Origin of the sequence: Streptomyces spiroverticillatus (assembly GCA_014650415.1) — a bacterium.
Taxonomy (GTDB): domain Bacteria; phylum Actinomycetota; class Actinomycetes; order Streptomycetales; family Streptomycetaceae; genus Streptomyces; species Streptomyces spiroverticillatus.
This window is the reverse complement of record BMUX01000003.1, coordinates 91782-115995: the sequence shown is the minus strand read 5'-3', so window position 1 is coordinate 115995 and position 24214 is coordinate 91782. Positions and strand designations below refer to the sequence as shown.

Annotated in this window: 29 protein-coding genes; 2 read left to right on the top strand and 27 right to left on the bottom strand. The window is 68.7% G+C overall.

The features are described 5' to 3' along the window. Window positions 1–19 precede the first annotated feature (19 nt). Window positions 20–556 (top strand): ATP-binding protein, encoded by a 537-nt coding sequence (locus tag IE269_RS43730; RefSeq protein WP_438817527.1) that lies wholly within the window; start codon window positions 20–22, stop codon window positions 554–556. Between the two features lie 486 nt (window positions 557–1042). On the opposite strand, the gene IE269_RS08625 is transcribed toward IE269_RS43730, so the two are convergent. The 19 genes from IE269_RS08625 to IE269_RS08535 form a co-directional block, all read right to left on the bottom strand. Beyond that, on the bottom strand, window positions 1043–1402 hold the full coding sequence (locus tag IE269_RS08625) for a hypothetical protein (RefSeq protein ID WP_189822223.1): 360 nt from the start codon (window positions 1400–1402) through the stop codon (window positions 1043–1045). Then, window positions 1399–1665 (bottom strand): hypothetical protein, encoded by a 267-nt coding sequence (locus IE269_RS08620; RefSeq protein WP_189822222.1) that lies wholly within the window; start codon window positions 1663–1665, stop codon window positions 1399–1401. Before IE269_RS08620 ends, IE269_RS08625 begins: the two co-directional genes overlap by 4 nt. 65 nt (window positions 1666–1730) lie before the next feature. Further along, window positions 1731–2528: a peptidoglycan-binding protein gene (locus IE269_RS08615; protein ID WP_189822221.1), complete on the bottom strand. Its 798-nt coding sequence runs from the start codon at window positions 2526–2528 to the stop codon at window positions 1731–1733. 71 nt (window positions 2529–2599) lie between these two features. Next, window positions 2600–3778, bottom strand: coding sequence for a collagen-like domain-containing protein (locus tag IE269_RS08610; protein ID WP_189822220.1), 1179 nt, complete (start codon window positions 3776–3778; stop codon window positions 2600–2602). Window positions 3779–3789: 11 nt separating this feature from the next. After that, the gene (locus IE269_RS08605) at window positions 3790–4677 is read right to left on the bottom strand and encodes a hypothetical protein (protein WP_189822219.1); all 888 of its coding nucleotides are present in this window, start codon (window positions 4675–4677) and stop codon (window positions 3790–3792) included. Continuing rightward, entirely contained in the window at window positions 4677–5777 is a 1101-nt protein-coding gene (locus tag IE269_RS08600) for a hypothetical protein (RefSeq protein WP_189822218.1), read from the bottom strand. Before IE269_RS08600 ends, IE269_RS08605 begins: the two co-directional genes overlap by 1 nt. 18 nt (window positions 5778–5795) lie before the next feature. Beyond that, complete coding sequence (locus tag IE269_RS08595; protein WP_189822217.1) at window positions 5796–6785, bottom strand: hypothetical protein; 990 nt, start codon at window positions 6783–6785, stop codon at window positions 5796–5798. A gap of 14 nt (window positions 6786–6799) precedes the next feature. Next, on the bottom strand, window positions 6800–7705 hold the full coding sequence (locus IE269_RS08590) for a phage distal tail protein (protein WP_189822216.1): 906 nt from the start codon (window positions 7703–7705) through the stop codon (window positions 6800–6802). 4 nt (window positions 7706–7709) lie between these two features. Further along, window positions 7710–10112 carry a phage tail tape measure protein gene (locus IE269_RS08585; RefSeq protein WP_229897543.1) on the bottom strand — a complete coding sequence of 801 codons (2403 nt, stop codon included), beginning with the start codon at window positions 10110–10112 and terminating at the stop codon, window positions 7710–7712. 235 nt (window positions 10113–10347) lie between these two features. Continuing rightward, the gene (locus IE269_RS08580; RefSeq protein ID WP_189822214.1) at window positions 10348–10830 is read right to left on the bottom strand and encodes a DUF7426 family protein; all 483 of its coding nucleotides are present in this window, start codon (window positions 10828–10830) and stop codon (window positions 10348–10350) included. Beyond that, window positions 10830–11360, bottom strand: a complete 531-nt coding sequence (locus IE269_RS08575; RefSeq protein WP_189822213.1) for a phage tail tube protein — start codon at window positions 11358–11360, stop codon at window positions 10830–10832. The genes IE269_RS08580 and IE269_RS08575 overlap by 1 nt, the downstream gene beginning before the upstream one ends. Window positions 11361–11372: 12 nt before the next feature. Beyond that, a complete protein-coding gene (locus IE269_RS08570) occupies window positions 11373–11804 on the bottom strand; it encodes a minor capsid protein (RefSeq protein WP_189822212.1) in 432 nt (143 codons plus the stop codon). Then, window positions 11804–12157: a hypothetical protein gene (locus IE269_RS08565; RefSeq protein ID WP_189822211.1), complete on the bottom strand. Its 354-nt coding sequence runs from the start codon at window positions 12155–12157 to the stop codon at window positions 11804–11806. The genes IE269_RS08570 and IE269_RS08565 overlap by 1 nt, the downstream gene beginning before the upstream one ends. Next, the gene (locus IE269_RS08560; protein WP_229897482.1) at window positions 12154–12477 is read right to left on the bottom strand and encodes a hypothetical protein; all 324 of its coding nucleotides are present in this window, start codon (window positions 12475–12477) and stop codon (window positions 12154–12156) included. Before IE269_RS08560 ends, IE269_RS08565 begins: the two co-directional genes overlap by 4 nt. After that, complete coding sequence (locus IE269_RS08555; protein WP_189822210.1) at window positions 12471–12866, bottom strand: hypothetical protein; 396 nt, start codon at window positions 12864–12866, stop codon at window positions 12471–12473. The genes IE269_RS08560 and IE269_RS08555 overlap by 7 nt, the downstream gene beginning before the upstream one ends. Before the next feature lie 4 nt (window positions 12867–12870). Next, window positions 12871–13839 (bottom strand): major capsid protein, encoded by a 969-nt coding sequence (locus IE269_RS08550; protein ID WP_189822209.1) that lies wholly within the window; start codon window positions 13837–13839, stop codon window positions 12871–12873. Between the two features lie 20 nt (window positions 13840–13859). Continuing rightward, window positions 13860–14480: a hypothetical protein gene (locus tag IE269_RS08545; RefSeq protein ID WP_189822208.1), complete on the bottom strand. Its 621-nt coding sequence runs from the start codon at window positions 14478–14480 to the stop codon at window positions 13860–13862. A gap of 95 nt (window positions 14481–14575) precedes the next feature. After that, window positions 14576–14752: an Rmf/CrpP fold protein gene (locus tag IE269_RS08540; RefSeq protein ID WP_189822207.1), complete on the bottom strand. Its 177-nt coding sequence runs from the start codon at window positions 14750–14752 to the stop codon at window positions 14576–14578. Between the two features lie 10 nt (window positions 14753–14762). Next, the gene (locus tag IE269_RS08535; RefSeq protein WP_189822206.1) at window positions 14763–17006 is read right to left on the bottom strand and encodes a phage minor capsid protein; all 2244 of its coding nucleotides are present in this window, start codon (window positions 17004–17006) and stop codon (window positions 14763–14765) included. A gap of 60 nt (window positions 17007–17066) precedes the next feature. Here IE269_RS08535 and IE269_RS08530 point away from each other — a divergent pair, with 60 nt between their 5' ends. Then, window positions 17067–18074, top strand: a complete 1008-nt coding sequence (locus IE269_RS08530) for an SRA domain-containing endonuclease (RefSeq protein WP_189822205.1) — start codon at window positions 17067–17069, stop codon at window positions 18072–18074. 4 nt (window positions 18075–18078) lie between these two features. On the opposite strand, the gene IE269_RS08525 is transcribed toward IE269_RS08530, so the two are convergent. From IE269_RS08525 to IE269_RS08490, 8 genes are all read right to left on the bottom strand, one after another. Further along, on the bottom strand, window positions 18079–19494 hold the full coding sequence (locus tag IE269_RS08525; RefSeq protein WP_189822204.1) for a phage portal protein: 1416 nt from the start codon (window positions 19492–19494) through the stop codon (window positions 18079–18081). Between the two features lie 49 nt (window positions 19495–19543). Continuing rightward, window positions 19544–19972 (bottom strand): HNH endonuclease signature motif containing protein, encoded by a 429-nt coding sequence (locus tag IE269_RS08520; RefSeq protein ID WP_189822203.1) that lies wholly within the window; start codon window positions 19970–19972, stop codon window positions 19544–19546. A gap of 71 nt (window positions 19973–20043) precedes the next feature. Then, entirely contained in the window at window positions 20044–21279 is a 1236-nt protein-coding gene (locus IE269_RS08515; RefSeq protein WP_189822202.1) for a PBSX family phage terminase large subunit, read from the bottom strand. Next, the gene (locus IE269_RS08510; protein WP_189822201.1) at window positions 21279–21725 is read right to left on the bottom strand and encodes a helix-turn-helix domain-containing protein; all 447 of its coding nucleotides are present in this window, start codon (window positions 21723–21725) and stop codon (window positions 21279–21281) included. Before IE269_RS08510 ends, IE269_RS08515 begins: the two co-directional genes overlap by 1 nt. A 225-nt stretch (window positions 21726–21950) precedes the next feature. Next, window positions 21951–22100: a hypothetical protein gene (locus IE269_RS08505; protein WP_189822200.1), complete on the bottom strand. Its 150-nt coding sequence runs from the start codon at window positions 22098–22100 to the stop codon at window positions 21951–21953. 223 nt (window positions 22101–22323) lie between these two features. Continuing rightward, window positions 22324–23115 (bottom strand): hypothetical protein, encoded by a 792-nt coding sequence (locus tag IE269_RS08500; protein WP_189822199.1) that lies wholly within the window; start codon window positions 23113–23115, stop codon window positions 22324–22326. Between the two features lie 275 nt (window positions 23116–23390). Beyond that, window positions 23391–23837, bottom strand: a complete 447-nt coding sequence (locus IE269_RS08495) for a hypothetical protein (RefSeq protein WP_189822198.1) — start codon at window positions 23835–23837, stop codon at window positions 23391–23393. After that, entirely contained in the window at window positions 23837–24019 is a 183-nt protein-coding gene (locus tag IE269_RS08490) for a hypothetical protein (RefSeq protein WP_189822197.1), read from the bottom strand. The genes IE269_RS08495 and IE269_RS08490 overlap by 1 nt, the downstream gene beginning before the upstream one ends. Between the last annotated feature and the right edge of the window lie 195 nt (window positions 24020–24214).

Here is a 24214-nt window from a genome sequence, read left to right as displayed (position 1 = left end):
CCGAAGTGCAGCCACCGGTATGCCAGTTGGCGTATCTCCTGGGGGTGGCCATTGCCACGCATGGCGCGCGACGCGAGCAGCTCAGACCGCGTTGGGAGACGACGAGATGACGATCGCTGCCTTAGCTCCATCTGCACCACCGCCCGAGCCGGGTTCGTACCGCATGACAGGCCCGAGCCGACCCACCACGCCGCGCGTAGCGCGTGAGTGGGTCGTGCTGCTCTGCAACCTTGCTGGGTTTACACACCTTGTGGACGACGCGCGCCTCTGCCTCTCGGAGGTGGTGACGAACGTTCTGCTTCACACCGCATCGCCGCTGGTTGTTGTCGATGCCACGCTGCGCGAGCGCGACCTCGTGATCTGCGTTCACGACAGCTCACCCGTGCGGACGCTGGTACCGAGCAGCCATTTTTCGGAAGAGGAGCGGGGGCGGGGCCTCTCCCTGCTCGACTCCTTGGCTGAAGAGTGGGGGACGACCTTTTACGGGGGCGCGTTCGGCTGCACGAGTAAGGCTGTGTGGTTCCGGCTGCACGAGTTCGAGAGGTCCGTCGCATGAGTGCAACTGCCCCCGTGTTCCTCGGTGTCATCGCTTTGGCTGTCGGTCTCGCGGTGCTGAGCCTCGTCGCGATCTACGCGTCGATGCCCTCTGCGAGCCGCGCAGTGTCGCCGCCCCCCAATGACCAGCCGGGGCGGGTCTACTCCTGTTACTGCTGGGATCGTCCACTGCGCGTATTGATCGTTGATCCGGCAGCAACGATCCGAATCGACGCACCGCCGGACACACGGCCGGCGTCGCGCGGGCGCCATGCGAAGAACCCACCACCAGACCACCGCAACCGCCCCAACCACGTCTCCCACGCGGGGGCGGACGGCGGAGAAGGGGGCGTTCGTCCCGTGCCAGTAGCCGCATAGGTCTATTCGCACGGTGAGCCCCAGGAATGGACCCCCGGTAGCGGCTCGCCGGGGGTCCATTCTGCTTGCCCGCCAACGCAAAAGGCGCCCCCCGTACCGGCACGAGGCCGGTACGGGGGGCGTGCTGCTGTTACGGGGGCGGGTCGTCGACGATCTGCCGGGTGCGCTCGTCGACTCGGTCGACGGCGTCGCGCAGGCTGCTGCCGGAATTGGGGTGCAGCTCGTGCTCGACGGCGGCGAGCTGCTCGGCGGTACCGGCTATCTGCTGCTCGATGTCGACGAGTCGGGCCATGACCCCGGGGCGCCCCGGTACTCCGGGGCGAGCTTCGGTTCCCTGCCAGTCGTCGACGAACTCGTCGACGCGTCGGGCGAGCCGTCGCGCGGCGCGGGTTGCCCGCCAGACGACGGTTACCGCGCCCGTTACGGCGACGAGCGCGGCGCACCAGATCACTGCGGCGTCGACCTGCTCGACGCCGGTTGCTGCGCTCACTCGGTCGCATCCTCCCTACGGTGCAGGACGCGCAGCAGCTCGTCGTCGACGTGCGGCTCGGCGCGCAGCCACGGCGGAAGCAGGGACTGCACGCCCGGCAGGGCCATCACGCGGGAGAGTCCGCCGGCGACGGCGAGCGCGCCTGCGACCCACGGGAGAGCGGCCGGAATGCCGGAGGCGTCGACGATCGCGGGCAGGGTCACGGCCAGGGCGAGCGTGGTCTGCACGAGGGTGCGCAGGGTACGGCGGTTGGCGTCGATCATGTACGGGTCCTCACTGGGGGAAGGGCGGGGCGGTCCGGCCGCGGGCGCGGCCGGACCGATGGGGGTCAGATGTGCGGGACCTTCAGCGCGTCCCACTGGCGACGTCCGGGCCATCCGTCGCAGAACTGCTCGGCGTCGCCGAGCTTGCGCTGCCACTTCCGGAAGCTCTCGCGATCGGCGCCGGTCCACTGGGGGCCGGGGCCCTCGACGTAGGCCGAGCATCCGTTCGCGACGAGGCGGCGCCCCATGGCGGCGACGATCGGCGAGCGGGGGTTCGTCTTGAACCAGTCGGCGCCCGGGAAGGGCTGCAACGCAGGCTTCTGCGGCTTAGGCGGCGTGGTGGTGCCGGGGCGCGGGGCGCCCTTCTGTACCCATGCGTACAGGGCCGGCCCCGGGCACGCGGTCGCGTACCCGTCGCGGTGGCCGCGGATCTCGTCGCCGGCGCCGCCGCTGGATCGCAGCCACTCGACGGCGTCGCGCAGCCCTGCGAGCTGAGCGTCGGTCGGCGTGGTCAGGCCCGAGCTGCCGACCATGGCGCAGACCGCGTAGTGCTGCGCGTTGAGCGTGCTCGTGCCGTTGGCGCCGGTCTTCTTGCGGGCGCCGCGGCCCTCGTAGACGTAGCCGTGCGGGCAGACCATCGCCGAGTACGCGATGTCGCTGTAATCCTCCTGCCGGTTGGCAAGGTGGCTCGCCTGAATCGCGCGGACGCGACCGGCGCACTGCTTGTGGTTCTCGGGCTTGGCCAGGCTTGCCGGAACGGCCGTGCCCTCGTAATGGATCTTGACGCCGCGCGTGCTGGCGATGTGGGTCAGGGAGTAGCGGGAGGGGCGGGCGCCCCACTGGGAACGGCTGACGAACTGCACTGCGTGCCCTCCTTGGGCATGAGAAACGCCCCGCCCGGAATCCGGGCGGGGCGTAGGGGCGAGCTGGAGTTCTAGCCGAGCGTGGTTCTCGTTCCCGCAGCGTTCACAACCTTGAGAACGCCTGCTTCTGCGTAAAGAACAACGCTGCCGGCAACAGGGGCGGGCGCCGCTGCGACGTTGCGCAGGGCAAGCGCGCCCGCAACGGTGAGTTTGGCGCCGACTGCGAGCGTGGCCGTACCGATAGCGAGATTTCCTGTCGACCTGTCGCTGTAGAGAACGGTGCTCTTCCACTGGTTGGCGTTCGTCCACGCTGCAAGTTCGAAGTTCGAGCCGCTGTCGTTGGCGCCCTCTGGCTGGTTGTCGACTTGATACACCCACCGATTCGAGCCCCCGGTTTGAAAGGCAAGTCCCCGGTATTCAGGGGTCGGTGTGTTCAAGAAGAGGTAAGCGCCGGCCTGTCCGTCGCTGGGCATTGCGCCAACATCGGCCGCGGTAAGGGAAACCGCAGGGCCGGGCTTTCCGTTGACACTGGTTACGCCGCTTGCCCCCGCGGGCAGTTGGGCAGTGGGGAGTTTCCCGCCGGCATCCAGCGATGCAACGCCGTTCGCAGCCCCTCGCAAAGGGGTTGCGAGTGCGTTCACGTCTGCGGCTGCGAGGGTTACCGCGGCGCCAGTCTTGCCGTTGACCGACTGGATACCGCCCGGGGCGCCGTCCTTTCCCGGTACTCCCTGCACGCCCTGCGGTCCCTGCGCGCCCGTCGCGCCCGTTGCGCCGCGCGGCCCGACGAGGGACGCGAGCCATGCTGCGGGTGTGCCGTTGAACCCTCCGGCCACGGCGACTTGATAGGCGGATTGCCCCTGCTCGCCGCGCGGTCCTTGTATGCCGGGTACCGGAATGTAGTTGGGTTTCGACGGGTCGGTCGGGGCGATGTCGGCCAGGTCGACCAACTTCTGCGCACGGGGGAGCAGCACGGAGTACGTGCGTCCGGTGGGGATGCCGGACAGTGCTTCGGTCACCGTGTAGGACCACCCTCCGGGGTCCATACCGGGGCTATCTGTGGCGGGCAGGGTCGCGCTGATCTGTCCCTGCGCGTCGAGCTGCGCCACGACAGGGCCACCGAGAATGACGTCGGACGCCGAGAAGGTGATCTGTCCGGGCGCGCGGAAGGTTACGGCGCCGGAGAGGGGGCGTCCGTCGGGGGTGAGGAATCGGCCGCTGACAACGACCGTAGGTATCTCTTCGGGGAGCAAGGCAACCTCTCCTAGTCGTCGATGCGGTGCAGTCCCGGCAGGACCTCGTCGACGGCGTCGCCGGCGGGGGGTGGCGCGGGCTGCTCGGCGTCGTGCGGCAGGCCGAGCTCGCGCGCTGCGGACGCTGCGGCGGCGGGCGGGTCGGGCGTTTCCGCGACGGTGAAGGTGTTCCGCTGGTAACTCCCCCAGACGTTTGTAATTGCCGTTCCCGTGCCTTTACTGACGTGGTGTTTCAGTCGCCAATACGCGTGTGTGAAGTGCCGAATGCCATGCATGGGGCGAGTGAATTCGCGGATTTCCCATTTGCCTGTCGCCCCTGCGGCAACCGTCCATGTCTGCCACGACTCCCATGAAGTGCCAGGGGCGGAGCAATCGAGTTCAACAGTCACTGTCGCCCCCGCCGATACCCATACTTCAAACGAGAGGTAGAACACCGCGCACTGCACGCGGGACGCAGCTAGCCATGAGACTTGGGGTGTCGTGAGGGTGGTGGAGCTTGCGTTAGTGGGCTGCCACGGAATCGGGATCGAGGGCCGACCGAGGAATTCATCGCTGTAATAGTCATCCATAAAGAGGGCGCTGCCTTGACGGCTGAAAATACGAACCATCTGCTTTACGGCGTCGTCGCCCGTATAGGTATTGGCGCCGACTCCGAACGCCAACGTTCCGTTGTCCCTGCGCAGCCTCACGAACCAGTCGCCCGCGCTCGATTGGCCAGTCGCAAGAATCTGGGTCCCGTCCGGGTCCTGTACGAGCAGGCGCCCGCCCTCCCCGACGGTCACATCGCCATGCAGGATCTGATCGAGGGCGGGGCGCATCTGCGCCCGCCCCGAGAGCAGCCGTACTTCGCGGCGCAGCGCGCGCACCTCGTCGAGCAGATCCTGCGGAACTACAGCCATCAGTCAGCCTCCAGATACAGGCGGGCGGTTTCTGCTCGGCCGCGCTCGGGCGGGGTGATCGCCAGACCCACCACGCGGTATCGCTGGTCGAGCCCTTCCGGCCACCAGAGGTCACGCACGCGCAGTCGGATGGTGGCGCCGAGCAACGCGGGGGATATCGACCCGTCCATGCGCACGGTGATCTCGGGAATGGTCCGCGGGTCGAGGGCGCGCGCCTTATCGGCCGCGGCGTGCGCGTTCAGGGTTCGGAGGTCGGAAACGGTGGAGTAGTCAGAGCTGCCGTCGAGGCGCGGCCAGCCGGCGGCGATGTCGTCGCGGTCGACGAGCAGCTCGGAAACCAGCGGAACCGAGTCAGTCGCTTGGTTCTGGTTGGTGGTGGCGCCGCGGGACTGCCATGCGTTCGCCTTGCCGGTGGCGTCGATAGGCCACGCGTACGACAACACCGGCCCGGGGTGGTCAAGAACGATGGTGTTCGTACCGGCGCGGATCACGGGCGAGCCCAGTTGCAGCCGCTTGATGCGGCGCCCGCTTTCCGGGTCGCGGTACGAGGCGATCCGCCATTCGAAACCGCCCTCGACCGAGCCGAGCTGCGCGAGCAGGTCGCGCATGGTGGGCATGTCGTATCTGCTGTACTCGCGGTCGCGCAGTACGCCGGACAGTTCGGTGCCGGCCTCGATACCGATGTCGCCGCCGGGGGTGGACTGCGCGTAGTCGACGAGTGCGCGGGCGATGTCGAATTGATCTGTCTGCGTTGCCTTGTGCGAGTCGAGGAGTAGCCGGTGGTCGAGGTAGGAATCCCATCCGCCCGCTTGAATCTGCACGCCGAGAAACCCGCGGTCGCTGCTCGACACGTTGGCGGTCCAGAGGATTCCGCCCCACCAGATCGCCCGGTCGCGCTCGACCCATACCGCGGTACGTCCGGGGAGGATGGCGCGGCGCGCCCTGGTGGCGATGGCTGCGTTGGGTACGGGCACGGTTCCGGCAAAGCTGCCGGTCTTGCCGATCCAGTCGTCGAGGGTGACCTGCTGCACGGGCAGCACGTCGAGCAGTTGGTCGGAACGCAGGTCGCAGAGCAGGATTCGGTACGTGGGAGCGGCCACGGTTCACCCCCCGTCGGTTCACGCGTCGAGTGGGTAGAACAGGCCGTGCAGTGAAGCCCAGGTGGTGAGCCCCGTACTGGGGATGAGCTTGACGAGTCCGCCGGTCTGAAAGTCGATCTTGATGTCGACGCCGCCCGCGGCGATCGGTAGCGAGATCAGGGTCGCGGGCCGGTATCCGGCAGGAAGCGCGGCGGCGAACGGGTAGGTGGTGTTCGGTGGGTTGCCGTTCGCGGTCCAGCTCACGCCGCCCCGCCACTGCATGTGCGGCACACCCGCAATGTTGATCCTGCGGTATCTGACGACGCCCTGCGCGTTGCCGTTGTTGGTGTAGCCGGCCGCAAGGCTTACCGGGGTCCAGCCGACGGACGGTTCGAGGGGGCGCCAGGCTGCGCCGTCCCATCGGTCCAGTCCGCTGCCGTTGTCGCGGTACTGCCCGGGGTAGCTGCCGGTGTAGCTCGACCCGTATCCGGGCGGAATGATCCCGCCGTACGCCGCGGTGTACCGGCGGCGGTCGCCGAGCGCGGTTGCCCAGTTGATCCCTCCGGTTCCGGCAGAGGTTCCCGCGGGTACGGCGATGTCCCACAGTCGCAGCGTGGCGGGGGGAAGGTTCGGGGGCTGCGGGGTGGCGATCGGCTCGCCCTGCACGATCTCGGCGCGGGCAAGGGTCTGCCCGCCTACGTCGTACAGGCCGTCGAGCACGCGCAGCACAACCGAGTCGATCCGGCCGAACTGCGCGTTGCCGTCGGTCACGGTGAGAACTTCGGGCGCAGTGATCGCTACGGGATAGGCACCCTGCGCGCTCGTGCCCTGCACGACTGCGCGCCCGACGCCGATCTGTACCTGCATCGCTGCTGCGCTCGTCGCCGCGAACGGCTTTCCGCCGGCGATCACGCCGTCTCGGGTGAGCAGCTCCCCTTCGGGCGCCATGGTGCCGAGCGGTGTTATCCGGGTGTCCTCTCGGGTCTGCCCGCCGGGGGCGGTGAGCAGCCATGCAGAACGAACCGTCATGCGGTGAGCGCTCCTTACCAGTGGGCGGAGCGGTACCGCAGGGCGACGCTCGCGCGGGGGTCGGATGATCCGGGCGCAGCGCGGAAGGCGAGCTGCGTCGAGCCGGGGGGCAACGTGAACGACTGCTCGGGCGCAGACCGGTTGGACACCGTGTAGAGGCGCGATGCGGTCGAGTTGAGCGTGACCGTTCCGGCGTTGGTGTCGACGACGAGCTCGTCGTCGGGGGCGAGCGCGATGTCGTATTCGAGCATGTCGCCCGTCGCGATGTTGGTCAGGCTCGGGCGTTCCACGGGGCCGCGGAAGACGACGAGCGGGTGCGCCGGCGCGCTTCCTTCGTTCAGCGCGGCGACGGTGCCGGTCGATCCTGGCGCCCCGAAGTCGAGCGGCCAGTCGAGGCATTCGGGCCCGGGGTCGAGGTGCCAGTCGAGCCCCGGTTCGGACTGCGGCAGACGTGCCTCGACGACCTGCTCGGCGAGCGAGTAGCGGCGCGGGTCGGTGGCCTCGAACTGCAACGCCGCCCCTTTGACGACGCCGACCGCGTACCCACCCGTGGCGACAGGGATCGCCTGGCGGATGCAGCGGGCGAAGACGAGCAGCGGCTCGGCGTCGTCGAGGCGGACCACGAGCGGCAGCTCGTCGTCGCGCAGTGCGGTTGCCACGGACAGGGCGCGCACGGCTGCGCCCATCCGTCCGGGGTCACTGCGCAGCACCATGCCGTCGAGGGTGATCGTCCGTGCCTGCGCCAACAGCCGACCCGGGTAACTCCCGTGCCCATCACTGCGGTTGACGTTTCCCGAGTCGTTGCCCGGGGTGTCCTCCCACCCGGTCAGGGTTGACCACCCGTAGACCGTGTGGGGGCCGAGCAGCAGCTCGCCGAACTGGATGTGTCCGGGGAGGGTGACCAGATCGCCGGCGGCCATCCGATCACCCCCTGCCCTTGGCGTGCCAGGCGAGCGCGACCGCGGTCTGCTCCGGTGACGCGTCGCCTGCGTGCCAGTGCTCAATGTGCACGCCGCGCCCCCAACTCCCTTGCGCCGCAGTGCCGTTGCCGATTGTTCCGGCGGTGGCGAACTGCGGGGCGGCGGGGACCGAGACGAGGCTGCGCATGGTGCGGTCGACGGCGGGGGCGCCGGCCTTGATGCCCTCGACGATGCCCGCCGGAATGAACCGTCCGATCTTGTCGCGCATAAGACGCGACGGGCTTTTGATTCCCAACGCCCGTGCAATCGGTCCGGGAATCATGTTTTTCGCGAACGAAACTAGCTGCCTGCCCAACCATGAACCCATCGACTTGATGCCATTCCACAAGCCGCGGACAACGTCGAGCCCCTTGTCGTACAGCAGGCGCCCCAAATTGCCTATCGAGCGGCCGATCGAGGCGGGCAAGCCGCGCACCCACGCGATCAGTTCGAGTCCCTTACGCGCTACGCCGGTCTTGATGGAATCCCAATGCTTGATTATCAATCCAACGAGGGTCCAATTCAGGAAGAAGTTTACGATCTTCCCGGGGATTCCCTTGACCCAATTCACGATGCCATCCCAGGCGCGGGCGGTTCCTGCCTTGATGGAATCCCAATGCTTAATGATGATGCCGACGAGCGTGAAATTCAGGAAGAGGTCAAGCAGGAACTTGCCAACTCCCTTGATCTTTCCCCACACCCAATCCCACGCGGTGCGCGTGGCGGAGACGATCGCATCCCAGTTCGAGACGATCAACGCCACCAGGGCGACAACGGCGGTAATGATCCAGCCGACAGGGCCCATGGCGAGCACCCACGCAGCAGCCATGCGGGCGCCCTGAAGCAAGGACTGCGCGCCCATGAGCACCCATGCCGCAACAACACGAGCGGCGGCTGCTCCCGCGCCGACTCCCTGCGCGATCCACCCCGCAAGAAGCAGGCCGTTCGTTACGAGGAACCGAGCGCCGGTAGCTACTGCGGCTGCTGACTGTGCGACCCAACTCGCCACCACCGCGGCGCCGGTCGTCGTCGCCTGCACGGCAAGGACAATCAGCGTCGGAAGCAGTAGCGCCAGGATGACGCCGGCGACAATCGAGAAGATCGTCGAGTGCTGCGCGATGAACGCGCCCGCGGTGGCGAACGCCGAGCCAAGCGTGCCGATCCACTGTGCGCCGGTCATCAGCGCGGGAATCACGTACGTGCCGAGCAGTTCGACGACACCCTGAATCGCCGCCCGCTTGAACGTTTCGATCTTGGTCGCGGCGTTGTCGCGCATGGCGTCGCCCGCCCCGTCAACTGCGCCCTTTACATTTCCGAGCGCAGCAACAGCCGTTGACGGATCGAGCTTGAACAACGCGCCTTGCAGGTCTTCGGCCTTAGTGCCGAAAAGCGCGACCGCAGTTGCGTTCCGCTTGGCTGGATCTTCAATCGCCTTGATACGCGTCAGGACAGTATCGAGGGCCTTACTGGCTTCCGGTCCACCCTTGGTGAACACCTTCGCCATGCTGTCGGCGTTAAGTCCGATGTCCTTGAAAGCCGCAACGCTCCCCTTGGACATGTCCTTACTGCGGATCGCGAATTCCTTCAGCGCGTCGGCGACAGTATCGGCGTCGCGCGCACCGCCCTGGAGCCCTTGTTGCATGAGCCCCATTGCGGTCTGTGAGTCGAGCCCCAGATCGCGAAACTGCGTGCTGTACTCAGCGAAGGTATCGAGCAGATCCTCAGCCGAATTGGTGCCGTTCTGCGTCCCCTTGACAAGGACGTCCATCGCCTCTTTGGCGTTTTTCGCGATGCCGGTTTTCAGCATCGTGCCAACGGCGCGGGAGACTTTGGAGACGTCCTCTCCCATGACCGACGCAGTATCAGCGACCTGCGTCGCCATGGCCTTGATCTGCCCCTGCGTGGCCTCCGGTGGCAGCAGCCCTTGACGGGCGATCCCGGTCAGGATCGTTGCGCCGTCCTGCACCGAGTCGACGATCGCGCCGGCGTAAAGGGAGCCGGCCACCTTGCCGTACCGCGCAGCAACGGGGCCGGTGGTACCGAGCTGCGCCTGCAACTGCCCGGGGATCTTGCCCTGTTCGAGGGCCTGGCCGATACCGGCCATGAGTGCGGCACCGATGCCGGCGCCCACTGCCGCGGCGGCGAAACCTTTCAGCGCGGTGCCCATTCCGCGCGATGCCCGGTTGCCCCCGTCGGTGGCGCCGTCGGCGAGACCATCGCCGAGCGCGTCGCCCGCCTGCTGCCCGGTACGGTCCGCGGCGGCGGTGATCTGGTTACCGCCCGACTGCACCGCGCCGCGGGCGCGCGCCATGCCGGAGCCGACGCCGGAATCGTCGATGACGACGGTTGCGGCGAGCTCGCCGACCATAAGCGCCACGGCTCATCACCTCCGGGGGGTCGTGCTCCCGGTGGTGCGGGGGCTTAGGGCGGAGGGGTGAGCACCCGTGCGAGACGAGATTCAGCGCTGAGCAGGCCGAGCACGCGCACGCGCAGCCAACGCCACGAACGGGTATGCAGCAGATCGGGGGCGCCGGCGTCGATGCCGTAGACCTCGTGCAGATCGGCCTCGACGAGGGGCCACTCGTTGAGAATTTGGGTCCAGCTCAGCGAGACGGTGCTGCCTTCTTGGCTGCTGCGCGGGCGGGTGCCTTCCGGCCACTCGTACCACTCGTAGAGCCCCGAGACTTCGTCGAGCTCGCCGCGGCCAATCGGCGCTGCGCTCGGTTCGGGGCTGCCTGAGAAGGGGCGCCACCACTGTTCCAAAAGGTCTCGGCCGCGCTCTTGTCCTGTGCGATCCACACCATGGCAGTGAGCGCGGCGTGCTTGAGAGCAGGCCACGGCACGGCGTCGTCGACCATCTGCCCATGGGCGGTACCGAGCACATCGGCGTACAGGTCACGCTCGGCTGCATCGCCGAGCACCTGCTCGTCGACCGCTCCGCCGTCCGCGGCCACGGCAGCGGCGTTGATCAGTGCCTGCGTCCGCAGGCCGATCGCAGCCGACGGGGCCGGTACGCGGTAGATGGTGCCGGCGATGGGCAGGGGCAGGGATTCGTCGAGCAGCTCGTCGAGGGCCTCGAACGCCACTACGCGTCACCCCCCTTGGACTTGGCAGCGAGGGCGAACGAGCCGCCGCTCGCAACGGGGTTGGTGATCTCGACGAGCGGGCCGGACCCGGTAAGCGTGACCTTGATCGTGTCGACCTCGTCGGGGCCCCCTCCGGACGGCTCCCACGTGACGAGCGCGGAACCTTCCTGCGCGTCGGGAGCGCCGTTGCGGTCGTAGTAGCGCACTCGTACGTAACTCTTCGAGCCGAACGACATGGACGCGCGGCGCAGGGCCTCTTGTGCAGCGTTGAACGCGCCGGTTGTCGGGTGCGCACGGTGCGCGAGCGTGGCCTCGATGGACCACGCAAGCATGGTCACGGCCTGCTCTGTCCACCCGTTGGCGTCATAGGTGGTGACGTCCTGCTGCGTCGGCTCCACCTTCGGGGTGAACTCAGTGATGCCCGGTACGAGTGTCCAAGCGGGGGTGCCGGTTGTACCGGTGTCGAGTTCCAGCCGGTACCGGCGCGCGAGCGCCGTTATGGTCTCGGCCGGCGGCGTCGGCGTACTCACGTGGGGCGCCTCCTATTCAAGATGGGGGCTCGCGCGGTGGGCGCGGGCGTGAAAATTGGCGGTCCGCTCCCAGCGGCCGGAGGTGTCGGCGCCGATCGGGGCGGCCGAGACGCGAAAGATCAGCGGCACCGGTACGGCGCCGAACACGTGGGGGCCGGAGGCGTGCAGTACGTCGAGCACCTCGTCGTCGAGGGCGTCGACGTCCCGCGGATCGCTGCTCGCGCGGGTGCGCACCTGTATGCCGGTCGTCGTGTCGGTGAGCACCGGGGAGTCGGTCACCGGGTAGGCCGCAAGGCAGATGACCCGGTCGGGGAAGGGGGGAAGGGCTGCGATGGTGATCGCGGTCTCGCCCGCGGCGTACGTTCCGTCGGGGCGGTAGATGCCGACGCCGGCGGAGTGCAGCAGGCGGGCGAGACCGTCGAGCAGGTCGACGGTGTAGGACATCAGCGCAGCGCCCGCCGGATCTGCGCGGCGATCAACGCCTGCACTTCAGGGGCGGTCTGCGGCAGCACGCTTTCGAGGTACTTCGCGGACCGTCCGGGGGAATGCTGGGCGGTCATGTCCTCGTGAACGCGGGTGGCGTACGGGGTGTCGTAGGAAACGGCAGCGGTCAGGTTCTGCTCGTCGACGGAGGCGGCGCCGGACCGTTCGAGGGTGCCCTCAGCGATCGGCACGCGCTGCCTGCTCGCGTCGAGCACGTGCTCGGCGCCGAGCAGCAGACCGCGCGCAGCAGCCTGCCGGATCGCCCCGGTTGTAGCCGCGCCGTTCCAGCGCAGGCGAGCACGTTGTGCGGTCATTCGCAGCTCACCTCACAGCAGGCAGGAACGGGCAGGCCGGGGGCGGTATGGCGAGCGACCGCAAGGGCGGTGGTGACGCGCCCGCTGGGCAGCGTGATCCGTGAACCGACAGGGCAGACGAGATCGGGGCCGGCGATGACCTGCGCCGTACTGGTCACGGCGCGGCCGGTCGCATCACGGATCATCGTTCGCTGCTCGGCCACCAGGGCGGGCACTTCCGCCACGGCAGCGCCGTACTGCGCGCCGTACGCGGTATCGCCGAGATACGGCTCGACGACGACTCGGTGCCGCAGCAGGAACGGGGGGACGGCGTTCACCACGTGATCACCCGACCCGGTTCGAGCCCTGCACGACGCAGCGCGCGGGCGGCGCGCGGGGCGAGCACAACGCCGCTCGCCCCGGGCGCCGGGCCGCTGCGACCGGAGAGGCTGACGGGGCCGATCGAGACGGAGTCCCATCGGTCTGCGGCGCCGCTTCCGTCATCGCCCGTGGCGATCCAGTGCTCGACCTGAGCGCAGACCGCATCGGCGAGTGCCTGCACGATCTTCGGGTCGGTCGGGTCGCCGTCTGCGTCGACCCGGTAAATCGCAGTCAGCAGCGCAGAGTCGAGGTCTTCGCCTGCGCGGGCGAGCAGTCGTTCGGCGGACGGCGGGGCGGGGGCGCCGGTCCACGCCGCGAGTTGCTCCGGGGTGGCGTAGGGGCGGCGCACGGCGTTACGGCGTCGCCGGGTTGACCTTGATGCCGCGCCACACGGCAGCGGACTTGGTCGCCTTCAGAGCCACGGCAACCGGGCCGAGCTCCACCTCTCCGCGCTTCACCGCGCCCGCCATGGAGAAGTCAGGCAGCCACTGCCGGACGAGGTTCGAGCCGACCGTCGAGACACCGTGGAAAGCGTCGAGGCCGAGCCGGACGGCGTACAGGTCCGTTGCGCCGGTCTTGGAGTCGATGCCGATCACGGGGTCGGCGCTGCCGGCCTTGGCGCCCAGGTCGACCAGCGGAATGCCGTTGTACGACTCGATGGTCTGGCCGAACGCGTTCTCGGAACGGCTGTAGTAGCCGGCGCGACGGGCCAGGCTGCGAATCCTCGCGATGGTCTTCTTGTTCCCGAGCAGCGCGCTCGGGGTGTCGTCGAGCAGACCGAGGAACTCGTCGACGGCGTCGAGCGCGTTGTGCGCGACGCTCTCGTTTGCCGGCGCGGACCAGTCGGCGCCCTGCTTGTACTCGGTGCCCGAGCCGGTGAGCACCTTCGACAGCCCCTCGAAACCGGTCGAGGTCGAGCTGTTGATCGTGCCGTTGATGGCCTGATCTGCGAAGAACGCCTTAGCCGACTTGATCGTCTGGTTCATCTGGAACGTGACCTCGTTCGATGCGGCCGGCCCAAGGTTGGAGAGAACGCGGTCGATCTCGAACGCGCCGCCCATTACGGACAGGTCGACCGTTGCGCGGGTGCGCTTGGCCTGCTCGGTGCCGTACTCGGTGTTCAGCGGGCGGAATGCCGCGCTGCGCTCGGTCACGAGGCGGGTGTATCCGTAGGTGAGGGTCGCCCCGCCCCCGGAAGGGTTCACGACGTCGTCGAACTGCATGTTGTCGAGCAGCCACGAGGACTTGCGGAACTCGTCGATCACGGTCAGATCGACGTCGTCCTGTGTGTTGAGCTTGGCGTCAGCCAGGGTGATTGCCATGTGCGCGGTTCTCCAGTGGGTCAGCTGCCGAGACGGGCGGCGATGGCGTCGTGCAGGGTGGCCGGGCGACGCTCGCCGCCCGGGGCGCCGCGGAATTCGGCGCCGCCGCGGGGGGCAGGGGCCGGGCCGGCGCGGTAGAGGTCGGGGTCGCCCTCTACGGCGGTCTTGATCGCCGCGCCGAGCTGCTCGTCGAACTTCGGGTCGGACGGGTCAAGCTCGGCGACGGAGTCCAGAAAGCTGCGGCTGTTCAGCAGGCGGTCGCCGCGCGCTCCGGCGTCCGCGGCGGCGCGGGCGACGGCGAGCTCGACGCGTGCCGTACGCAGTGCGGCGGCGTTCTCGTCGAGCAGCCGGTCGCGCTCGGCGACGGCGGCGGCGAGCTTGGCCGGGTCCTGCTCGGCCTCCGCGGCGTTCGGATTCAGGGCCTTGGTCACGGCGTCCAGGGCGGCGCGCAGTTCGTCTCGCTCGGCCGCTGCCTGTTCGGCGCGCTGCGTCGCTTCGGCGAACTGCTCGGCGTTCGGGCCAGCCGCGGGGGCGGTCTGCGGCTCGGTCTGCTCGGCGGTGGTCGAGGTGCCGCTCGTCTCGGCCGCGTTGGTGGCGTTGGTGGTCTCGGTCGTCGAGGGGGCAGACGTCTGCTCGGCCATAAGGGGGTGTTCCTCCGGTCCGGATGCGGGCATGAAAAAGGGCCCGCCAACCGGCAGGCCCAAAGAGGGGAAGAGGGGAGAAGTAGAGCTGCGCGCTACTCGCCCGCGGTCTCGTCGACGGCGGGAAGCTCTCGGGCTCGGGCGTACCCGCGCAGCCACGCCGAGCGGCGCAGATCGCCGCTCGGGTACGGACACGAGATAAGAGGGGAAGCAGCGCGGCCGGCGTCGATGCCGTCGAGCAGGGCGCGCACGAGATCGCCACGACTACCCACTGCCACCCCCTTAGAGCCGGTTCTGCTGTGCGTTGCTGGAGCGGCGGGCAGTCTCGGCCGCGCTGCTGCGCTGACCGGTCACCATCTCCTCGTACTCCGCGAACGTCGTACGGGGGTTCTCCTGCCACCAGCGCCGGAGTTCCTCCGACGCACGGGCGTAAGCAACGTGAGCAGGGCCAGAGAACAGGGTGATCGGGTCGACGCCGGCGAGCTGCGCCGCCTTGCTCAGCATGTAGCCGTTGGTCGCCGCCTCTGCGTCGAGGACCTGCGCATACGTGTGCTCGCGGTACATCTCGCGTAGCTGCTCGCGGGTGTACGCGGTGCGCTGCTGCATGTCGGCGTACTCCCGCTCAGCAATCCATCGCTCGGTGTCCGACATGCCGGCGTACCAGTCGACGGAAAGGCCGTTCCACGCGTCCGGTTTTGCGGCCGGTTCGAGGGCGGCGTCGACGGCTGCGCGGTCGGCGAGCTGCCCCTCGACCGTCCGTGCACCTGCTGCGCTCGGCAGCGGGGCGGGCGGGTACCGGGCGTCGAGCTCGTCGGCGATCCGGGCGGCGTCGTCGGGGCGGGCGTAGCGGACTGCCCACCCGAGCACGTCGTCGCCGACCGCGGACAGGTCCGCGGCCAGGCGCCCACCCGGGAAAACGTCGGCGAGCAAGCGCCGCCGGTGGATCTCGGCGCCGATCGCCGCCCGGTCGCCCTCGACGTGCCGGGCGCGGGTGGCAAGTTCCTGCTCGGAAAGCCCGATCAAGTCCCGGCGGGCGGCGGGCAGGGCGGCGTCGATGTCGCGCCGGTCCATCTCGCCCATGACGCGCAGCATGTCGTCGTCGCCCAAGTGCCCTGCTGCTCTTGCGAGTTCGTCGTCAGAAAAGGGGACGAGGTCGTCGGCGAGCCGTCCGCCGGGCCGGATGCGGGCGAGCAGCTCGGCCTCGTCGCGCCGGTCAGACTCCGATCCGATCCGGTCGAGGTCGCGCTCGTCGAGCACTCCGGGCCGTATCGCTGCGCCGAGCTGCTCGTCGGTCATCTCCGGCAGCGTCCGAGCGTCGCCGGCGCGGACACGCGCAGCCTCGTAAGGGTCCGACCCCGGGCCGTCCGGAGTGCCGGGCCGTCCGGCCATACCGTCGCGCGGCGGAGGGTTCCCCGCGCCGGGCTGTTCGCGCTCGCGCCGGCGGATGAGTTCGGGGTGTGCCGCAAGGTGATCGCGCTGCCGTTTCTGCCACACGCGCACCTTCGCCTCTGCTGCGCGCCGCCCCTCCGGGGTCGGAGATCCGGCGGCGCGGTTCTTCCACTTCCTGATTCCGCGCTCGATCGCCCGCTGCTTCTGCGTTGCCTCGTACCCGTCGGGGTCCTGCGATGCGTCGACGCTGGGACGCGTGACGCCGGGCAAGTAAGCGGCCGTGCTGTGGCGACAGTTGGGATGTTGCAGCCCTGCTTGGCGGGCGCCGTCGAGACTTCCGGCGATGTCGACGCGTACGAGCTCGCCGTCGAGGGTGGCGTGCTCGACCTCGACCGTACGGGCGGCGTCGGGGCCGTCAAGGCTCAGCACCTTGCCCTCGAACGGTCGGCAGATGGGGCACTCGTGCGGGGCGTTGCTCACGATGACGAGCTCGACGCCGGCAGCGCGCAGCCGGTCGCCGTGCGCCTCGACCGCGGCGCGCCCTACGGCGGTGCGGGTGGCCATTTCGGCGTACGAGGTCATCTGCCACGCGCGCCCGCCCTTGTCGACGAACGTCCGCAGCCCCCGGTCGGCGAAAGCCTCCATTGCCCGTTGGGTGGCCTGCCTACGGGTGTCGATACCGAGCAGCGGCGTCGCCGTTACCTGGCTGATCACCTGGCGGTAACCGTCCTCGACGCCCCGCAAGATCCCGCGGTGCGTCTGAGTGCAGAGGTCGACCGCTTCCTGCGCGAGCCGGTCGACCGCCCTCGTGTTGGGCGTGGTGTCCGCGATCCGGCGGGCGTCGTCGTCGTGCACGGCGCCGAGCTCGACGAGCCCCGCGCGGGCGCCTGCGTTGTACGCCTCTGCGACGGTGTCGAACACTTCCACCTGCATTGCGCTGCTGAGCGCGTCGACGACACCCTGCGACGCGCGGCGCAGGGCCTGCACGTCGCGCAGCTTGTTGCTGGCCCAACCGGGCGCCTCGAAACCCTGCGAGAGCTGCCGGGCCACGATGCCGAGCAGCCGCTGCTCGGCGTCCGCGTAGAGATCGCGCACGCCTGCGGACAGGTCCTCGACCATTCCGGGGTGAACTGGCATGGCACCCCCCGGGTTCTTGGCCACCGTGGATTGTCAGTGGTGGTCGGTACCGTCGAGGGCATGACCTCTGTGCAGATCAAGCCCGGCGACGTCCACACCCGCGGAGAACTGAACGAAATGTTCGGGGGATCGGGGCAGGGCGGCATCATTCCGTCGAAGACGAGCGACACCATCCAGCTCTTTACCGACCACAAGACCGGTAAGACCTTTGGCTATCAAGACGGTTGGCTTGCTGAGGAAGACGAGAAGGGCCGGATCTTCGAGTACACCGGGCAGGGTGTCGAGGGAGACCAGACCCTCAAGGGGTTTAACGGGTCGGTCCTGAACCACGCAGACGATGGGCGCACGCTGCGCGTCTTCGTTGCCGTGGGCAAGGCGGAGGGGTCGGGCGCCAAGCGGCACCGTTACGTCGGTGAGTTCAGGCTCGACGAGGACGAGCCCTTTGTGATGCGGCGAGTCCTCGATCAGAAGAAGGACATGCGTTGGGTCTACGTCTTCCGCCTGCGTCCGGTCGTCGAAGTTGAACAGGCCGCCGCGGACTTTGTACCCGCGGCGTCTCAGGACCAGGTCGAGACCTTGCCGGCCGTACCGATCAGCGACCCCGGCCTGCTTGAACTCAAGCCGGCGGAATCCACTACCGGACAGATCAGCAAGCCGGAGAAGAACAGCAAGAAGAAGGTCACGCGGAAGGCGAGCGACGCCGTCGAGGTCACACGGCGCGAGGCGGAACTGAGCGACCGATTCCTCGCTTTCCTCCAGTCGCAGGGCCACGAGGTCGACCGGTTCAAGATTCGGGTAAAGGGTCTGACGTCTACGTTCTGGACGGACCTGTACGACGCGACCGACAACGTGCTCTATGAACTGAAGGGCAGCAGCAGCCGTAACGCCGTCCGGTTCGCCATCGGGCAGCTTCACGACTACAGCAGGCACATCCCCCCGAAGGATGCGCGGCTCGTCGTGCTGCTCCCCGAACGCCCGGTCGACGACTTGGCCGAGCTCATCACCCATGCCGGTATGGAGCTCGTATTCGAGGACGGCGACAAGTTCAGCGGGTGGCCGCTCAGCTAGTAGGTCAGTTCAGTTGCCCGGCCTGCATCGGGTCGGGCACTGCCGCGCCGGTCTCGGTCAGGATGCGTGCGACTTCTGCCTGCACTGCTGCCTCATCCCATTGCGGATTGACCATGCGCACTTTGGTATCGACGGATACCGCTTGTGCCTGCTGAAGCAGGGAAAGGGTCTGCGCCAGGTTGACCATGTCCTCTGCCACAGAGTCGCCGAACGCAATTCGGGGTGCCTGCGGAACGAGTCGGGGGGTGAACATCTGCGCGTCGAGCAGCAGCAGGACGTACAGGATTTCCGCGAGCTGCGGCCCCCAGTACCGTGCCTTCTTGGCCCGGGTGATCATGCTCCGGCGTTCACGCGACTTGACCTCTGTCGCGGTGGCAGCGACTTGATCGCCGATTCCGAACGTCTGAAGGCTGTAGCCGGCGGACCGTACGGCCTGCCGTGTGGCGGCGTCCGCCGTCCGCTCGTGTTCCTCGACTCGGATCGCGAACTGCGACAGGGTGATGCCCGCGGCGCCCTGCTCGCCTGGGGGGATGCTCAGGAGCTGCCAGATTTCCCGGTCGTCGTCGAAGCTCGCGCCGCGCCCGGGGCCGTGATCGCGCAGGTAACCATCGGGGATGATTAGCCGGCCGCGGGCGAGCCGCAGATCGCGAATCCACGAGGTCCACGTCGAATCCAACGCGTCGAAGATGTCGTACAGGGGAGCGCTGTAGTCGGAGCGTCCGAAGTCTGACCCGCGGTGGCGCCGGTTGGGCCGGATGTTGGGCACGTAGACCGCGGTCAGGCGGTCGAGACCGGTCTCGATGGTGTCGCCCTCGGGGCCCAGTGAAGCGGCGAGCAGTGCGACGGCCGGGTGCTCGGTCAGGGGGACACGTTCGCCGAGACGATCCGGTGCGCCCTGGTAGAGGCCATGAACGATGCGCCCGCGCTCGTGCCGCTCCAGATGGCGCCACACCACCGCGGACGTCGAGGGCAGCTCGTGCCAGAACGTCACGGCCGAGAGCATCCCCCAACGGAATTCCGGCACAGCCGCATCCGCGTGCACCACAGTGAGCAGCGGCCGGTCGACGAGTTCCCGATCCCAAGTGATCCGGAGATAGGCGCCGCCGAGCGCGGCGGCGATCTCGGCCGCTTCAATCAGGGTGTTCGCGAGTCCGTCGGCATCGGCGACGGCGTCGAGCCGATCCTGCGTTGCCCGGTCGTCGACGGTGAGGGTCGGGGGTTCGGCGAAGAGGAGTTCTGCGCTCGTCGAGGCGAGATCACCTGCGAGCGGGATGTGCAGCCGGTTGTCGCGCCGCCCCGGGTCCGGGTGCCGGTCGCGCCCCCAGAGGCGGCGTTGTCCGTCGCGCCGCTGGTTGCTATTGCGGTAGACCGCGGCAAGCCGTTGGGGGTCGCCGCTGTACCACGCGTCATCGACGCGCATCTCCCGGAAGAGAGCGCCGAACTGCGGGGGTGGCCATGGGGCGTTGTTCTCAGGCAGCGGCACAGTGCACCCCCTTGCGTCGTTCCCGTGCCCGGAAGCGGGCGCACACCCGGCAATGGCGTGTGCCGTTCTTCGCCCGGTAGGTCGTGGCGTTGTCGAAGTGGTGGCCACGCGCGCAGTGCGTTTGCCGTGCGCGAGCCGCTGCCACGTTCACGCCGCGCAGGATGTTGGTCCGGTGGGTGACCGGTTCGAGGTGCCCGGGGTTCACGCAACCGCGGTTGCGGCAGAGATGGTCAATGACGAGTCCGTGCTCGATCGGTCCGCGCAGCAGCTCGTACGCGACCCGGTGCGCGTAGGCGGGGCGCCCTGCGAGGGTGAACTGCCCGTAGCCGTTGGACTTCAGGTGTCCGGTCCACTGCCAGCAACCGCCGGCAGCATCTTGGATCTTGTCGAGAAACCGGTCGGTGAAGTCCTGCACGACGTGCCCCCTTGGGTGAGCGTGGGAACGCCCCGCTTCCGCCCGGGGGCGGCCGGGCGGGGTGCGGGTGGTCAGGCAGCAGGGGCGGGCAGCAGGCCGCGCCACTCGTTCGCCGTGCTGTGCACGGCGTAGCGCAGTGCGTCGACGGAGTGATCGGCCGCTTTCACGGGCCGGTCTTCACCGTGGGCAGCGGCAGCGTCGTCCCATACGTACGACGGCAGCTCGTCGAGCAGCCCTGCGGCTGACCGGTGGATACGCAGCAGGCCGGCGCCGAGCGCGGCCGAGACGCTGCGGATTCCGTCGAGGACGTCGTTTCGGGCCCGGGTGACGCCGGGGTGCCCGTCGGCCCATAGTTGAGTGATGTAGCTGGTTGCGGAGGGGTCGACGAACGTCCACTCGGGCTCGACGCCGAGCTCGTCGAGCCACTCGCGTACGGCACGGCTGTACTGCACGTCGGTGAGCTGCCGGTGCGCTGCGCGCGAGTCGTGGCGCCATTCACTGACCACGTACAGCACGTCGTCGTCGCCGAGACCAAGCAAGATCGCCGCAAACGGATTCGTTGTTCCGTAGTCGATGGCTGCCCAGTAGCGGCGCATCGGGGGCAGCTCGTCGACGACGTGCTGCGCCTCGTCGTACGCGTCGAAGATCGCGCCCTCAGCGACAACCCACTCGCCCAGGATCATGCGCCGGCGCCACAAGCCGGTGTACTCCGCGGCGAGCGCAGCCACGTACGCAGGCGAAAGACTCGGGTTGTCGGCGAGCCTGAAATGAAACTCGACGAGGTCGAGCTCGTGCGCGCGGTCGAGGTACTCGCGCTTCACCCAATGGCGGGGCGAGTCAGGGTTCGTCGTCCCGATCAACTGCGCCCCTGGCAAGCTGAGTCGGGCGAGTAGCTGCCGGAAGAACGCAGCAGGCAACAGGGTGACCTCGTCGACATAGGCGAGCGACGCCGTCAGTCCGCGCAGCCGCCCCTCTGCCCGCGCGTCACTGGCGCCGACGAGGTGCACAACACGCCCCAGGATTACGGCAGTTGTGGCGCCGCGGGTGTGGCGGACCTCGTCGGCGACGTCGCCAAACAGGCCGTGATCTTGAAGCGGCTCGATCACATTTCGCTCGATCGTTTGCAACGATCTGCCGCAGATCAAGATCAGTCCCGATGCGGGGGCACGGTGTACGCGCAGCAGGAAGCAGAGCAGGCTCGCGATGGTCTTGCCCGACCGGACGCTGCCATGCCAAATGCAGATACGGGCCGTGGCGCTGCGGACGGATGCGAGCTGCTTGTCGGAGAGAGGGAGAGGGGCGGGCATCAATCCCCCTCCGGGTCACCTCCGGCCGGTCCGCTCAGTGCGTCGGCGAGCCGGTCGAGCATCGCTGCGCCCTTGCTGCCGGCGCCGGTCTGGCGGGCGAGTTCGGCGACTCGGGCGTGAACTTCGGTAAGGGCGCGGGCTGCGGTGGCATGGTCTCGGGCATCGCGTGCACTCTCGGCGCCGCCGGTACGGGCGACTTGACCGAGTGCGCCGTCGAGTGCCTCGTCGGCGAGCAGCTCGCGCCGTGCGGCAGCGTCTGCTCGTCGCGCCTCTGTGGCGGCGGCGACGCGTGCGCCCCCGCTGAAGGCGAGCCCCTCGGCGCGGGCGATCTTGCTTACGGTGGCTGCGCTGCGGCCGAGCGCGCGGGCAATGTGGTTGCGGGACTTGCCCTCGGCGTGCAGCCGGCGAACCTGCTCCCGGTCCCGGTCGGTGATCGGCCCGGCCACGTGCTCACCTCCTGACGGACATGCGTGCGCCCCGCCACGGGGGAGGTGGCGGGGCGCACGGGTCAAGGTGTTTCCGGGCACGCCGGAGGCACCGCAAACTTTAGGTCACAGAACGATAACGGCGCAAGTGATTCCCGGTGCAGAGTGCGACGGGCCACTCCTGCGCCCATGTGAAGGTCCGGTGATGATAATTATTCCTCACTCTCGACGGTGGGGGTGTTCGACTCAGATCCAGCCGACGTACTTAGCGGTAACCGCCGCAACCGCACCCATGGTGATCACGCAGGCCGCCCCTGCGCCCATGAGGACGATGAGCCGCAGGGTCCTGTCGCCGCTCTGGATTGCGTTGCGGATCAGGTCAATTACTCGCTTCACCATTTTGCTTCCGACCTTTTTACGTCCGGGCTTTCAATGTTGACTACCGACCTAAAGAGTTAATTAGGGAAACTAACTAAAATTAGGTCGAGAAGGATCGCGGTTGCGATCCCTGAGTAGAATGGTGAAGCGCAACTCCCCTGCCGACAACGGCAGTTGACGCATCGTTATGAAACAGAGATGAGCCCCGAGGCTACGCCCCGGGGCCCGTTGTAACGCGCAGCTATGAGGTCTGAGTGCCTGCGTAAGGCTGCTCAAGGCCAGCGAGGGCGGTTACCAGGGGCGGCAGATCGCCCCATTCCCAGATACGTCGCCTCTGTGCGTCGAGCGGTACGGGTGCAGTGCACGGGATGCCGGTCGAGCAGGTCACGCTCGGCGCCTCATCGGGCCCGGTGTGCAGTTCGAGCTCTCCCCCGCACCACGGGCACGGCCGGTCGGGTACCGGCGTGGTGCGCTGGTCAAGGCCGAGCGTCCGCAGCAGCCGCGCCTCTGCCCCCTGCACCACGTGCCGCGCCTCGTGCAGCAGGTACTCGGGCAGCACGCTAAAGGGGGCGGCGACGAACGTTCCGTCGAGCTGCTGCTCGGGCTCGGTGTCCTCGTCGAGCACGCGCCCCTCGATCCACACCGATGCGAAGTGCAGTCCGTGCGCGCGGCTTCCGTGCGCCCGCCGGATGTCGACGGCGTCCGGGTCCTGGTAGTCCCAGCGCCGTGCATCGCGTGCTGTGGCGCGCTGGACTGCGGCGGCGAGCGTGTCGGCCAGTGCGAACAGCGCGCGCTCGATCGCGAGACCGGTATCGAGCGCGGTCAGGTTCAGGGGCGCGGGGTGCTCCCTCAACACCAGCGGCGCCCGCTCGACGACGAGCAGCTCGTCGTCGACGGCGTGCAGGGTCTGCGCGAGCTGCCGCGGTGGCCAGACGTCCGCGGGCGGGGTGGCGATGGCGAGCAGCAGCTCGCCCCACAGTTCCCGGATGGTGCGCAGGCTGGCGGCCGTGCGGTGGGTATCAGGGTGCTGCACGGTGGGTCTCTCCTTGGCGTGGTGCGACGGCGCAGTGCGGGGCGCAGGGGCTGCGGCTGCGCCCCGTGATCACGTGGTGGGGGTGTGCCCCCGGTGAATGCGGGCGGACGGAACGAGGGAGCAGCGCCGGCAGCGCCGGTAGTCGCGTGTGGCCCATCGGGGCCGTACGGCAACGGGGTCCGCGGGGTGCGGCCGTTCCTGCTCGGCGTCGCACCCGGGGCATGAGTCCTGCATGAGCCCGTACCGGTGAGCACACAGGATGGGCCGACGAGTGCTCACTGCTGCGCCCGGGGGGCGAGCTGCTCGGCGACGTGGTCGAGCAAGCGGTGAAAGGCCGGCGGGTACTCGTCGACGAGGGGCCCGTGCCGTTCGGCGAGCTGCTCGGCGAGCAGGTCGCGGTACGTGCGGGTGCTGCACAGTGCGTCGAGTAGCTGCTCGGCGGTCTCGGCGCGCTGCTCGGTCTCGACGATCGCCTGCTCGGCAGCTTCGACCCGGGCGTGCAGTCGCGTCGCTGCTGCCTGCTGCCCGCCGGCGCTCCGGCGATGGGTGTTGCTCTCGGCGATCTCGGCCTCGACGCCGAGGCGCAGGGCCGCGCAGTCTTCGGGGGTGAGCACGCCCCGGTCGGCGCGAGCGAGCAGGACGTGCAGCCGTGCCCGTCGCTCGTCGCGCGCGGCGTCGCGTCGGGCAGCACGTCCTCGTCGGGCGTCGATACGGCGGCTCATCAGTAGCCCCTCTCCTTCAGTGCGGTGCAGGTACGGCATTCGGCGACGCAGGCGCCGCGGGTGTCGGCAGGGTGGCGTCGCCGCGGTCCGGGGTCGCGTCGGCAGGCGATGCGACCGAGCGGGATTCCGGAGAGCACGACGAGCACGACAACGAGGGCGGAGACGAGTTGGGCAGTGGTCATACGGCGTGGTCCGTTTCTTCGTGCGCAAGACGACGAACGTCGAATACGCGCAGGGCTCTGCGCAGAGCAGGCAGGCGCCGAGCGCGCGGCCCCCGCGCGCGAGGCGCGACCGGTCGCGCGGGTACGTGTGCATGGCGTCGGTCCTGACCGGCATCCCGCAGACGAACGCTGTTGATCTCCCATCCCTCTGCGGTA